Here is a 13,309-nt window from a genome sequence, read left to right as displayed (position 1 = left end):
CCGGCACCGACCGCCGCCCCCGGCGGGCCGCCGCGTCCGGCGCCCCGCGCCGCTAGTCGCCGCCCACCAACGCGTCGCCGATGGCCGTGCGCTGATACAGCACCTCCCGGCCGAGCCGCTGCCGCGACACCAGTCCCCCGTCCGACAACACCGTCAGGTGCTGCGAGACCGCCCCCGGGGTCAGCTCCATCACGCGGGCCAGCCCCGACGTCGAGGCCGGCAGCTCCAGCGCCGTCAGGATGCGGGCCCGCGTCCGGCCGATCAGGGCCGACAACGCGCCGGGCGCCTCGTCGGGGCCGCGCCGCCACAGGTTGCCCATGCCCCGGGCCGGATAGACGAGCATCGGCCGGTAGGGGGCGTGCATGACCGACACCCGGTCGAGCGGCTGGAACACGCTGGGCAGCAGCACCAGCCCCGCGCCGCCCAGCTCGCCCCAGTGGATGCAGCCCTTGTCGGCGATCAGCCGGTCGCCGTGCCAGCTCACCGACGGGTGCAGGCCGGCGAACAGGTCGCGCACCCCGCCCTCGGCCAGCCGCCGCGACCGGAAGAGCACGTCGGCCTCCAGGATGCCGCGCACCTTCGGCCAGAACTCCTCGAACACCAGCGCCCAGTACGACTCCAGCGCGTCCCCCACCCACGCGAGCGTCCCGGCGGGGTCGCGGTCGAAGCGGGCGGCCATCCCGGCGCTGCGGGGCGCCGACCGGGCGACCTCGGCCCGCGCGACGGCGGGATCGGCGGCCCGCACCCGGGCGAGTTCGGCGGCGAAGTCGGGCTGGTGGGTGTCGGGCGTCGGGGTGAGGAAGTCGGGGACGTACCCGGCGGCGGGCACCAGGCCGGTCAGTTCGCCGAGCCCGAGCGCGCCGAGCCGGTCGCGGACCGCGCGGAGCCACGGCACCTGCGGGGTGTGCAGCGCGGCCCCCTGCACGGCGCGGAGGCTGGCGATCACCTCCCACATGGGCGAGAAGGCGAACCGCGACCGCGCCACGTCACCGGGCGTGAACAACCACTCCACGGCCATGCGCCACCAACCCCCATCGTTTACGCATTTCAGACCATGTTTTAGCAGAGCCTAAAACGTTCGCGTCCGCCCGCACCCGGTCACGACGCTTGTCCCATGGCCGCTCCCCCCGTCACCCGCACCCCGTTCCGCCGGTTCGTCCACTCCCGCGTCGGCGGGCTGCCCCGCGAGTTCTGGGTGCTGTTCTCCGGCACCGCCGTCAACAAGCTCGGCGCGATGGCGCAGCCGTTCATGGGCATCTACCTGACCCAGTCGCGCGGCGTCTCGATGGCCACGACCGGGTTCGTCCTCATGTTGTGGGGCTGCGGGTCGCTGCTGTCGCAGCCGGTGGCGGGCTTCCTGGCCGACCGGATCGGGCGGCGGGCCACGCTGACGGGCGGCATGACGGCCACCGCCGCGACCCTGATCTTCCTCGGCTACGCCCACGACCTGACCGCCATCGCGGTCGGCATGTTCGTGCTGGGGATGGTCGTGGACACGTACCGGCCGGCCTCGCAGGCGATGCTGGCCGACCTGGTGTCGCCGGAGGACCGGCCGCGCGCCTACGGGCTGCTGTTCTGGGCGATCAACCTGGGCTTCTCGGTCGCCATGGTGGCCGGGGGGCGGCTCGCGTCGGGCGGCTTCCTGCTGCTGTTCTGGATCGACGCGGCGGGCTGCCTGATCTTCGGCCTCCTGGTCTGGCGGCTGATCCCGGAGACCCGGCCGCCGGCGGCGCAGCGGCTGCCCGGCGGCTACCGCGACGTGCTGCGCGACCGGACCATGGTCGCGTTCGTGCTGATGAACCTGGCCTACACCTGCACCTATCTGCAGGCGTTCCAGACGCTGGCCATCGCGATGACCCAGCGGGGGCTGCCGCCGGAGGCGTTCGGCGCGGCCATCGCGGTCAACGGCGCGCTGATCATCGTGGTGCAGCCGATCACCACGTCGTGGCTGAGCCGGTTCTCGCCCAGCCTGGTGCTGGCCTCGGGGTTCGCCGTGGTGGGCCTCGGATTCGCGCTCCAGGCGTTCGCCACCACGACCCTGCAGTACGCCTTGGCCGTCGCCGTCTGGACGTGCGGCGAGATCCTCACCGCCGGCATGCCGCTGGCGATCACCTCGTCGCTGGCCCCGCCGCACCTGCGCGGCCGCTACAACGGCCTCTACGGCCTGTCGTGGTCGATCGGCGCGGCGGTCACCCCGGTGCTCGGCACCCGGCTGCTGGAGATCGGGCACGAGGCGCTCTGGCTGATCACGGGCGCGCTCGGCCTGGTGGCCGCCGCCGGGCAGGTGCTGCTCGCGCCCTCGATCCGTAATAGGACCAGGACACAACAGTCATAATTCGGCAATACTCTGGCCCGAAATGGGAGACAGAGGTTCGGGTCCGGCACTGGTGATCGCGGCCGTCGTCGGCGTGGTCTCCGCCGCCGCCGTGGGCGCCGCGCTGGCGATCCAGCTGGGGCTGCCCGCCCAGTTCCGGGTCGCCTTCGAGCCGACGCCCGACTACACGGCGGGGGTGATGTTCCCCGCCCTGGGGGCCTACATCGCGGCCCGGCGGCCCCGATTGCCGATCGGCTGGCTGATGATCGCCGGCGGCGTGTTCGAGGCGGTCAGCGTGCTGACCTCGGCGTTGATGGTGCAGGCCGAGAACGGCGGCGACCTCGGCACGGCGGCGCTGCACCGGATCGTCGGCGTCGCCGCCTGGTCGCTCGGCGGCGGGTTCCTCGCCATCCTGGTGCCGCTGTTCGCCATCAGCGGGCGGCGGCCGTCGCGAGGGTGGGGCGTGTTCGCCGTCGTCGCCGCGGTGGTCATCGCGGTCCAGACGGCGCTACGCGTCGGCCGCCCGGCCCCGCCCGCCCCGGTCCGGGGCATGTCGGCGGTCATCCCCAACCCGCTCGACTTCGGCATCCCGCGCGAGATCTGGTTGCCGGTCACCGACACGTTGTGGCTGGCCGAGCAGGGGTGCATCCTGCTCGCACTGGTCTCGATGGTGGTCCGGATGCGCGGCGCCGACGCCGAGACCCGCCGGGCCATCGCCTGGCCGGCCCTGACCTTCGCCGTCTACGCCGTGCTGGTGGTGACCGGCGACCCGGCCTTCCACACCTTCCTCGTCGGCTGGGTCGCGCTGATCCCCGTCTCGATCGCCTTCTCGGTGCTGCGGCACGGCCTGTTCGGCATCGACGACGTGCTCAGCCGCACCGTCGTCGTGGCCGGGACGGTGGCCGGGGTGAGCGCCGTCTACTTCGCCACCGGGGCCGTCTTCAGCCTGATGGCCGCCGAGTGGGACATCCTCGCGGGCCTGGCCGCCGCCCTCTTCGCGGGCGCCTTCTACCAGCCGCTGCGCCGCCTGATCCAGCGCGGCATGGACCGGCTCCTCTACGGCCCCGTCGGCGACCCCCGTTTACTGACCGCGCGGCTCGTCGACGAGGTGCGCAACGCCGACCCGTCGGAGGCGCTGGCCGCCGTGGTCGACGTGGTCCGCGACGGCCTGGCGGTCGGCGGGGCCGCCGTCGAGGTCGTCAACGGCCTCCACGTCGCCTCGGGCCAGGTCGGGGCCGCGCCCCGGGAGCTCGCGCTCGTCTGGCACGGCGAACCGGTCGGCCGCCTGCTCCTGGGCCCGCCCGAGGGCGGCCGGTTCGGCGCCGCCCACGACGAGCGGGTGGTCGCCACCCTGCTCCCCTACGTCGCCGACGTCGCCCACGCGGTCAGGATGGCCGGCGACCTGCAACGCTCCAGGGAGCGCATCCTGGCGGCCCGCGAGGAGGAGCGCCGCCGGCTGCGCCGCGACCTGCACGACGGGCTCGGCCAGACGCTCGGCGCGATGGCGATGACGCTCAACATGGCCCGCCTCAACATCAAGGGCTCCCCCGCCACCGCCGACCACCTGCTGCGCGACCTGCGCTCGGGCATGGACGCCGTCGCCGGCGACATCCGCGAGCTCGTCTACGGCCTGCGCCCGCCCGCCCTCGACGACCTCGGCCTGGTCGAGGCGATCCGCACCCTGGCCGCCGACACCCTCGGCGAGGGGACGGCCGCCCACGTGAGCGCCGGCGGTTCTCTCGACGACCTCCCGGCGGCGGTGGAGGTGGCGGCGTACCGGATCGCGCAGGAGGCGCTCACGAACGTGCGGCGGCACGCCCACGCCAAGCGGGTGACGATCACGCTGGCGCGGGAGGGCGACCTGCTGACGGTCCGGGTCGCCGACGACGGGATCGGGCTGCCCGAGGTGCGCCGGGCGGGGGTCGGCACCTCGTCGATGCGGGAGCGGGCGGCCGAGCTCGGCGGCTCGTGCGCGATCACCGCGCCCGACACCGGGGGCACGGTCGTGACCGCCCGGTTGCCGTTGACCGGCACCATGTGACGTTGCTCTACGCTTACTGCCACCATGGTGATTCTTCGGGCCCTGGGGCCGTTCCAGGCCGTTTCCGACGGGCGGCCGCTCGACCTCGGCGGTCAGCGGCAGCAGGCCGTATTGGCCCGCCTTCTGGTGGCGGGCGGGCGGGCGATCCCCGTCACCACCCTGATCGACGAGCTGTGGCCGGGGCGGCCGCCCGCGCAGGCGCTGTCGACGATCCAGGGCTACGTGTCCCGCCTGCGGCGGGCGCTGGAGCCCGGCCGCGCGCCCCGCGAGGAGGCTGGGGTGCTGGTGTCGGCCCCGCCCGGCTACGCGCTGCGGGCCGGCGTCGAGGACGTCGACGTCTGGCACTTCGAACACCTGGTGAAACGCGACGACGGCGGCGACCTGGCGGCCACGCTGACCCGGCTCGACACCGCGCTCGGCTTGTGGCGGGGCCCGGCGCTGGCCGAGTTCGGCGACCTGCCCTGGGCCCAGGCCGAGGCGCAGCGGCTCGACGACCTGCGGCTGATCGCGGTCGAGCGGCGCGCCGACGCGGCCGTCCGGCTGGGCCGCAGCGCCGCGCTCATCCCCGACCTGGAGGCGCACGCCTCGGCCCACCCGCTGCGTGAGGAGGCGTGGCGGCTGCTCGCGCTGGCCCTCTACCGGGCCGGCCGCCAGGCCGACGCGCTCGGCGCGCTGCGCCGGGCCCGCGACGTGCTGCGCGACGACCTCGGGCTCGACCTGGGCCCCGCGCTCCAGCGGCTGGAGCAGGACATCCTCGGGCAGGCCGCCCACCTCGACGGTCCGGCCGCCCCGCCCGCGACGGCCGTCGCGTCGCGCCCGGCCGAGGTGCTGCGGGTGGTCGTGGCCGACGACCAGGCCCTGGTGCGCACCGGGCTGAAGGTGGTGCTCGACAGCGAGCCGGGCCTCGAACTGGTGGCCGTGGCCGAGAACGGCGAGCAGGCGATCCAGCAGGTCCACCTGACCCGACCCGACGTCGTGCTGATGGACATCCAGATGCCGCGCCTCGACGGCCTGGCGGCGGCCCGGCGCATCCTGGCCGAGACCGACCCGCCGAAGGTGATCATGATGACCACCTTCGGCACCGACGACAACCTCTACTCGGCGCTGCGCGCCGGGGTCAGCGGCTTCGTGCTGAAGACCTCGGCCCCCGAGCAGCTCATCGCCGCGATCCGGGCGGCCGTGGCGGGCGACGCGCTGATCGACCCGGCCGTGACGACCCACCTGATCGCCGCCTTCGCGGGCCGCCACAACCCGGCCGCGCCCGGCGGGCTGAGCGACACCGAGGTCGACCTGGTCCGGCTGATCGCGCGCGGCTTCACCAACCGGCAGATCGCGGTCACCCTGGCCGTCGACGAGTCGGAGGTCGCCGCCGAGGTGACCGGCCTGCTGAAACGCCTCGACCTGATCGACCGCGCCCAGCTCGTCGTGCTCGCGTACGAGACGGGACTGGTCAGCCCGGGAACGTGACACGGGGTGCTTATCGTCACATTGATGAAAACGAAGCGCGCCCCGTAGGCTGGTGCCGTGGCCCAACTCCGCATCGCACTCGCCCAGACCAATCCCGTCGTCGGCGACCTCGCCGGGAACGCCGACCGGCTCGTCGAATGGACCGGCAAGGCCCACGCGGGCGGCGCCCATCTGGTGCTCTTCACCGAGATGTTCCTGACCGGCTATCCGGTCGAAGACCTGGTGCTGCGCGCCTCCTTCGTCGACGCGTCGATCGCGACCCTGGAGAGCTGCGCCCGCCGCCTGGCCGACGCCGGATACGGCGACCTGCCGGTCGTCGTCGGCTACGTCGACCGCGCCGACCGGGTGGCCCGGGTGGGCCAGCCCAAGGGCGCCCCCCTCGACGCCGCGGCGGTCCTCCACCAGGGCCGCGTGGTCGCCCGCACGGCCAAGCACCACCTGCCCAACTACGGCGTCTTCGACGAATACCGCTACTTCGTGCGCGGCGACCGGCTGCCCGTCGTCCGCCTCCACGGCGTCGACGTGGCCGTCGCGATCTGCGAGGACCTGTGGCAGGAGGGCGGCCCGGTGTCGGTGGCCGGGGCGGCCGGGGCGGGCCTGCTGGTGGTGCCGAACGCCTCGCCGTACGAGCGCGAGAAGGACGACGTGCGCCGCGACCTGTGCGCCCGCCGCGCCCGTGAGGCGGGCTGCGCCCTGGCCTACGCCAACCAGGTCGGCGGCCAGGACGAACTGGTCTTCGACGGCGACTCCCTGGTCGTCGGCGCCGACGGCGCGCTGATCGCCCGCGCGGCCCAGTTCACCGAGGAACTCCTGTTCGCCGACCTCGACCTGCCGCTCGGTTCGGGCGACCCCGGCGAGTCGGTGTACGACGCCGGCGACGGCACCACGATCACGGTCGAGCGGGTCGTGCTGTCGGAGGAGCCGGTGGCCTTCGAGGCCCAGGAGCCGGTCGTCGCCGAACGGCTCGACGACGCCGCCGAGGTCTACGGCGCGCTCGTGCTCGGCGTGCGCGACTACGTCGAGAAGAACGGCTTCCGCTCGGTCATCCTGGGCCTGTCGGGTGGCATCGACTCGGCCCTGACCGCCACCATCGCCGCCGACGCCATCGGCGCCGACCGGGTCCATGTGGTCCTGATGCCCTCGCGCTACAGCTCCGACCACTCGATCGCCGACGCCGAGGAGCTGGTGCGCCGCCAGGGCGTGCACTCCCGGGTGCTGCCGATCGCCGACACGGTCGCCGCCTTCGAGAAGGAGGTCGAGCTGACCGGCCTGGCGGCCGAGAACCTCCAGGCCCGCGTCCGCGGCATGTTCCTCATGTCGCTCTCGAACCAGCACGGCCACCTGGTGCTGACGACCGGCAACAAGAGCGAGCTGGCGGCCGGCTACTCGACCCTCTACGGCGACTCGGCGGGCGGCTTCGCGCCCATCAAGGACGTGCCGAAGACCCTGGTCTGGGAGTTGTCGCGGTGGCGCAACACCCAGTCCGACCCGCCGCCGATCCCGGAGAACTCGATCATCAAGGAGCCCAGCGCCGAGTTGCGGCCCGACCAGCGCGACACCGACTCCCTGCCGCCCTACGAGGTGCTCGACCGGCTGCTCGACGACTACGTCGAGAAGGACATGGGCCGCGACGCGCTCATCGCGGCCGGCCACGACCCCGAGCTGGTGCTGCGCGTCATCCGGATGGTCGACTTCGCCGAGTACAAGCGGCGGCAGTACCCGCCGGGCCCCAAGATCAGCCCGAAGAACTTCGGCCGCGACCGCCGCCTGCCCATCACCAGCAAGTGGCGCGAGATGCCGTCATGACGTCGTGGTCCTGGGCGGCGCCAGGACCGCCCAGTAGTGGAACGCGAGCCCGATCCCCCAGAACACGATCGACCACATCGGCCAGAAGAAGTGGTCGGAGTCGAACAGCCGCCACACGACGACCTGGGAGAGGTTCGACAGCACGTAGAACAGCAGGTGGAGCCGCAGGCCCCACTTCTTTCCGCTTTCGCTCATGGCGCTTCTCATATCCGGCACGGTAGGCCGGCGGAGTTGACGGCCAGTGAATCGCGCGTCCAGTGGTCGTCCAGTGCCTCCGCCGTTCAATGGGTGCCGAAATCCACCCCTTTGAAAGGCGCATTCGATGATGACTCGTCGAGCGATTCTGGCCGGCTCCGCCGTCGTGGCGGCCGGCGCGATGCTGGGCGCGGCCGAGGCGCAGGCCCGTCCCAAGAACAAGCCCAAACCCACCGTGGTGCTCGTGCACGGCGCGTTCGCCGACGCCTCCGGCTGGAACGACGTCGCGGCCCGGCTGATCCGCGACGGCTATCCGGTCATCGCGCCGGCGAACCCGCTGCGCTCGGTGTCGTCCGACTCGGCCTACCTGGCCAGCGTCCTGGCCACGATCGGCGGCCCGATCGTGGTGGCGGCCCACTCCTACGGCGGGATCGTCGCCACCAACGCCGCCGAGGGCAACCCGAACGTGAAGGCGCTCGTGTACGTCGCCGCGTTCGCCCCCGACAAGGACGAATCCCTGATCGACCTCCAGGGCAGGTTCCCCGGCACCCGGCTCGACGAGTCGGCGCTGGACATCCGCCCCTACGCCGAGGGCCTCCTGGACGCGTACATCAAGAAGGAGGTCTTCCACGACGTCTTCGCCGGCGACCTGCCCCGGGCGGCCACGAACCTGATGCAGGCCACCCAGCGCCCCGCCGACCTGCGCGCGCTCGGCGAGAAGTCGGGCGCGCCGGCCTGGCGGTCCATCCGGTCCTACTACCTGGTGGCCAAGAACGACCAGGTGCTGCCCGCCGCGACGCAGCGGTTCATGGCGCAGCGGGCGGGGTCGCAGATCCGCGAGGTCGCCTCCTCGCACGTCGCGATGGTGTCCCAGCCGGGCGTGACGGCCGAGGTCATCAGGCGCGCGGCCGAGAAGTGACGCCGAGACGGCCGGCGGCGGCGCGCCGGGGGGCGGCCGGCCCGCGCGGTTCGTAGCGGCGCAGCGGCTGGGTGGCCGCGACGAGGGAACGCAGCGCCGCCGGGCCGGAGACGAGGCACGCGCCTGCACGCCGACGTTCCCAAGCGCGGTCGCCTCGGCCGGCCCGGCCACCACGGGGAGGCCGGTCGCGTCGGCGGTGAGCCGGCAGAGCAGCTAGGCCCAAAGTCGGACCCCGCTTCCACGGCGGAAAGCCCAAGGGGAACAGATCCACTGGTCACGCCCACAGCGACGGCATGCGCTCACCCCTGTTACGCACGGCCGTCGTCGTCGCCCTCACGGCGGCTGTCTTCCCCACCGGCCCCGCCGCCGCGGGGGTCTGGCAGCTCACCGCGGGTCGTTCACCGAGGTGGGCGGCTGCGGCGGGCCCTCGTACACGAGCACGACGGTCACGCCGCGCACCGGGAGCGGGCCGGCCCGGATGGAGGCCTACACGGGCGGCGACTGGTGCTCGATCCAGCGCGCCCTCCGGCTCCCGCCGGTGATCATGCACCCGGGGGGGCGCTGCTCGGCCGCCGTCTGGACGGACCTGTGGGGCGAGCCCAGTTCAACCTGGAGGTGATCGAGCGCTGAAGTCGATCACGCAGGACTGGGAGCAGCAGGCGGTGGGCTGGACGGCCCGCCGCGTCGACGTCGTGCTGCGGCTGACCGTCGCGCAGCGGCAGGCGTACTGGGTCTCGGTGCTCGACGACGTCGTGGTGCAGTGCGCCTGCTGACATGTAAGTTTCACGGCCACGGGACGGGACGGGCTTCCCACCCGGCCACCCTCGCCACGGTCACGACGGCGCGTTGACGGCGGATCCGGCGGCCGGATACTCACCGCAGACACCCCCAGGGGACCCCGCTCACGAATGTTAGCGATAACATCCCCGGAAAGGACGCTCCCGTGTCCCTCAGCCGCAGGCAGTTCGGCAAGACCGCCCTCGCTTCGGCCGCCCTGGCCACGACCGGCGTGGCCGCCTTCCCCCGCGCCGCGTGGGCGGCCAACACCGCCTACGTCTTCGCCTACTTCACCGAGACCCCCAACCAGTCGGCCTCCAACTACGGCCTCCATCTGGCCGTCAGCCGCGACGGCCTCAACTGGTCGCCGCTCAACCAGAACAACCCCGTCGTCACCCCCACCGCCGGGGAGCAGGGGCTGCGCGACCCGCAGGTCTACCGCAAGCTCGACGGCACCTTCGTGGTGGTCGCCACCGACCTCAAGGGGACCAACTTCAGCTCGGTCAGCCAGTATCTGCACGCCTGGGACTCGGTCAACCTGACCAGCTTCACCAACTACCGCCGCCTGCGCATGCACACCACCGGCGGCCACACCTGGGCCCCGACCGTCTTCCGCGACAACTCGCGCGGCCAGTACGGCATCGTCTACTCGTTCAACACCGGCGGCCGGGACGTCTTCGCGGTCAACTACACCAGCGACTTCTATACGATCGGCGCGCAGCAGACCTTCTTCAGCCCGAGCTTCAACGTGCTCGACGGCGACATCGTCGTCGACGGCAACACCACGTACCTCTACTACAAGAACCTCAACGACGGGCTGCTCTACGGCGCGCGGTCCTCCACCGGCCAGCCGAACAGCTTCACGACGTACACGAGCGGCCTGCGGCAGGGCAACTCCATCGAGGCGCCGCTGCTGCTCAAGACCAACGAGGGCGGCTGGCGGCTCTGGGGCGACTCGTTCAGCCCGGTCAACAACGACTACTACCTGTGGACGTCGTCGAACATCGGCGGCAACTCCTGGGCGGTGGCCGGGCAGCGCGACTACACCCCGCCGCTGAACTCCAAGCACGGCTCGATCGCCGGCATCACCGACGCCGAGTACACCGCGCTGGTCTCCCGGTGGGGGCTGCCGAACTGGGTCAGGCTCAAGTCGTACAACTTCCCCGACCGCTTCGCCCGGCACGCCAACCTGGTCGGCCGCATCGACGCCTACCCGTTCGACCCGCACCAGGACCAGATGTGGCGGATGGTGGCCGGGCTGGCCGACTCGGCCGGGGTGTCGTTCGAGTCGGTCAACCGGCCGGGCAGCTACCTGCGGCACTGGGACTACGCGATGCGCCTGGACGTCAACGACGGCTCGGCGGTCTTCCGCGCCGACGCCACCTTCTACCGGGTGGCCGGGCTGGCCGACGGCAACTGGTCGTCGTTCCGGTCGTACAACTTCCCGACGCGGTACCTGCGGCACTACGACTACCTGTTGCGCATCGACCCGATCAGCACGGCGACCGAGCGTCAGGACGCGACGTTCCGGGTGACGTCGTAGCGGAAGCCGCGCAGCGCCTCGTCGACCAGCCGCTCGGGGAGGTCGTCGGGCACCGGGTAGCCGGGGCCCGACATCTTCGTGTGGAACAGCATCGCCCCGACCAGCATCGACATCGCCACTTCGACGTCGAGGTCGGGGCGCAGCTCGCCGGTGGCCACGCCGCGCCGCAGGACCTGCCTGAAGGCCTCGCGGCGCGGCTCGATGACGAGTTCGCGGAACCGGCGGTAGAGGTCGGGGAACCGGTCGGCCTCGTTGAGCGCGATGTTGGTGATGCACCGGTTGCGCAGCTCGCTCGATTCCGACCGCATGACCTCGAGGTATTCGACCAGGTCGGCCCGCACGTCGGCGCCGCCCGGCTCCGGCATGGGCAGCCGGAGCGTGGCCAGCGAGTCGACCACCAGGTCTTCCTTGTTCGCCCAGCGGCGGTAGATCGTCGTCTTGCCGACCCCGGCGCGGCTGGCCACCGCCTCGATCGACAACTCCGACACCGTGACGCCTTCGCCGATCATGTCGAGGGTGGCGTCGACGATCGCCTTCTCGGCGCGCTCGCTGCGGGGACGCCCCCGTCCCGCGGATTCCTGAATGGTCGTCATGGTTGTCGTTATCCTACGGCGCTTTCGGCTTTCACCAGGTCCGGGATGACCGTGGGGGCCGACTTCCCGGGCATCCAGCGGGCCACCACGAAGACGCCGATCAGGGTCATCAGCGCGGCCCCGCCCGACGCCCAGTGGACGCCCGTGACGAACGCCTCGTTGGCGGCGTGCAGCAGCGAGCTCCCCTGCGGGCCGAGGGCCGAGGCGACCCCGGCCGCGCCGGCGATCGACTCCTGGGCCACGTGGCCGACGTCGCCGGGCAGCGCGGCGGCCACGCCCTCCATGTCGTTGCGGTAGCTGGCCGACAGGATCGCGCCCAGCACCGCGATGCCCAGGCACGAGCCGACCTGGCGGAACACGTTGCTCATCGAGGAGCCGACGCCGGCCTTCTCGCGCGGCAGCGCGTTCATGATCGCCGTGGTGGCGGGCGGCAGGATGTTCGCCATCGCCCCGCCCTGGACGAAGCCCAGCACGAGCAGGATCCAGATGGGGGTGTCGACGCCGACGAAGACGTACGCGCCCAGCACCACCGTGATCACGCTCATCGCGACGGTGCCGACGAGCTTGGCGCCGTACCGCTCGACCATGGCCGAGCTGCGCGGGGAGAACAGCAGCTGCCCGGCCGCGAAGGGCAGCACGAGCGCGCCCGACTGGAGCGGGGAGTAGCCGCGCACGATCTGCCAGTAGAAGGCCATGAAGAACATCACGCCGATGGCCGAGAAGAAGGTCAGGCCGACCGTGGTGATGGCGGTGGAGAACGCCGGGTTGCGGAAGTGGCGGACGTCGAAGGCCGGGTGGTCGGTGCGGTACTCGTACCAGACGAACCCCGCGAGGATCGCCACGCCGACCGCGACCGGCACGATGACGGTCACGTCGGCGACGGTGCCGAGGTCGCTGATCCGGACGATGCCGTAGACGAGCGAGATCAGGCCGAGGATCGACAGGACCACGCCGATGGGGTCGAGCTTGGCCTTGTGCGGGTCCTTGGAGTCGGGCACCAGGATCGCGTTGAGGACCAGCCCGATCAGCACGATCGGCACGTTGACGAGGAAGACCGAACCCCACCAGAAGTGCTCGAGGAGGAGACCGCCGGTGATGGGGCCGATGGCGACGGCGATGCCGACCCCGGCCGCCCAGATGCCGATGGCCCGGCCGCGCTCGTGGAAGGGGAAGACGTTGGAGATGATCGCCAGCGTGGCCGGCATGATCGCGGCGCCCCCGATGCCCATCAGGGCCCTGGCCGCGATCAGCTGGTTGGGGTCCTGCGCGTACCCGCTGGCCACCGAGGCCAGCAGGAAGACGACCATGCCCGCCATCAGCATGCGCTTGCGGCCGAGGCGGTCGCCGAGCACGCCGAAGGTGAACAGCAGGCCGGCGAACGCCAGGGTGTAGGAGTTCATGGCCCATTCGAGTTCGCTCTGGGTGGCGCCCAGTCCGTGAACGGGATCGGCGATCGTCTTGATCGCCACGTTCAGGATCGTCTGGTCGAGCACCACCGCGAGCAGCGAGAACACCATCACGCCGAGGATCTGCCAGCGGCGCGGGTGTCCCGAGTGTGCATCCACGGATGCCCCCGTTAACTTTCGATACGATGTCGTTTCGTATCGAAAGGTACACCCGGCGAATAACGATACGCAACGGTCGCGTTTCGAAA

The 13,309-nt window shown here is 72.1% G+C and carries 10 protein-coding genes; 6 read left to right on the top strand and 4 right to left on the bottom strand.

Annotated elements, in window-relative coordinates; translation table 11 throughout:
• Positions 1-52 precede the first annotated feature (52 nt).
• Positions 53-1,018 (bottom strand): DUF5937 family protein, encoded by a 966-nt coding sequence (locus tag AW274_RS37535; RefSeq protein ID WP_062443608.1) that lies wholly within the window; start codon positions 1,016-1,018, stop codon positions 53-55.
• Positions 1,019-1,114: 96 nt separating this feature from the next.
• Here AW274_RS37535 and AW274_RS37530 point away from each other — a divergent pair, with 96 nt between their 5' ends.
• The 4 genes from AW274_RS37530 to AW274_RS37515 are packed head-to-tail and all read left to right on the top strand — an operon-like array spanning position 1,115 to position 7,628.
• Entirely contained in the window at positions 1,115-2,335 is a 1,221-nt protein-coding gene (locus AW274_RS37530) for an MDR family MFS transporter (protein WP_062443605.1), read from the top strand.
• A gap of 22 nt (positions 2,336-2,357) precedes the next feature.
• The gene (locus AW274_RS37525; protein WP_062443602.1) at positions 2,358-4,355 is read left to right on the top strand and encodes a sensor histidine kinase; all 1,998 of its coding nucleotides are present in this window, start codon (positions 2,358-2,360) and stop codon (positions 4,353-4,355) included.
• Between the two features lie 24 nt (positions 4,356-4,379).
• Positions 4,380-5,822: a BTAD domain-containing putative transcriptional regulator gene (locus AW274_RS37520; RefSeq protein ID WP_062443599.1), complete on the top strand. Its 1,443-nt coding sequence runs from the start codon at positions 4,380-4,382 to the stop codon at positions 5,820-5,822.
• 57 nt (positions 5,823-5,879) lie between these two features.
• The gene (locus AW274_RS37515) at positions 5,880-7,628 is read left to right on the top strand and encodes an NAD+ synthase (protein ID WP_062443596.1); all 1,749 of its coding nucleotides are present in this window, start codon (positions 5,880-5,882) and stop codon (positions 7,626-7,628) included.
• Here AW274_RS37515 and AW274_RS37510 read toward each other — a convergent pair.
• Positions 7,623-7,823: a 2TM domain-containing protein gene (locus AW274_RS37510; protein WP_198169591.1), complete on the bottom strand. Its 201-nt coding sequence runs from the start codon at positions 7,821-7,823 to the stop codon at positions 7,623-7,625. The genes AW274_RS37515 and AW274_RS37510 overlap by 6 nt on opposite strands.
• Before the next feature lie 127 nt (positions 7,824-7,950).
• Here AW274_RS37510 and AW274_RS37505 point away from each other — a divergent pair, with 127 nt between their 5' ends.
• Together AW274_RS37505 and AW274_RS37495 are read left to right on the top strand one after the other, a co-directional pair.
• Positions 7,951-8,742 (top strand): alpha/beta fold hydrolase, encoded by a 792-nt coding sequence (locus AW274_RS37505; RefSeq protein ID WP_062443590.1) that lies wholly within the window; start codon positions 7,951-7,953, stop codon positions 8,740-8,742.
• 943 nt (positions 8,743-9,685) lie between these two features.
• On the top strand, positions 9,686-11,062 hold the full coding sequence (locus tag AW274_RS37495) for a glycoside hydrolase family 43 protein (protein WP_062443585.1): 1,377 nt from the start codon (positions 9,686-9,688) through the stop codon (positions 11,060-11,062).
• Here AW274_RS37495 and AW274_RS37490 read toward each other — a convergent pair.
• Together AW274_RS37490 and AW274_RS37485 are read right to left on the bottom strand one after the other, a co-directional pair.
• Positions 11,032-11,655 (bottom strand): TetR/AcrR family transcriptional regulator, encoded by a 624-nt coding sequence (locus AW274_RS37490; protein WP_062443581.1) that lies wholly within the window; start codon positions 11,653-11,655, stop codon positions 11,032-11,034. The genes AW274_RS37495 and AW274_RS37490 overlap by 31 nt on opposite strands.
• A gap of 8 nt (positions 11,656-11,663) precedes the next feature.
• Positions 11,664-13,220 carry a DHA2 family efflux MFS transporter permease subunit gene (locus AW274_RS37485; protein ID WP_062443578.1) on the bottom strand — a complete coding sequence of 519 codons (1,557 nt, stop codon included), beginning with the start codon at positions 13,218-13,220 and terminating at the stop codon, positions 11,664-11,666.
• Between the last annotated feature and the right edge of the window lie 89 nt (positions 13,221-13,309).

It is taken from the genome of Herbidospora daliensis (genome assembly GCF_001570585.1).
Lineage (GTDB): Bacteria > Actinomycetota > Actinomycetes > Streptosporangiales > Streptosporangiaceae > Herbidospora > Herbidospora daliensis.
Note: the sequence above shows the minus strand (reverse complement) of the source record. Positions and strands in the feature narration are given on the sequence as shown.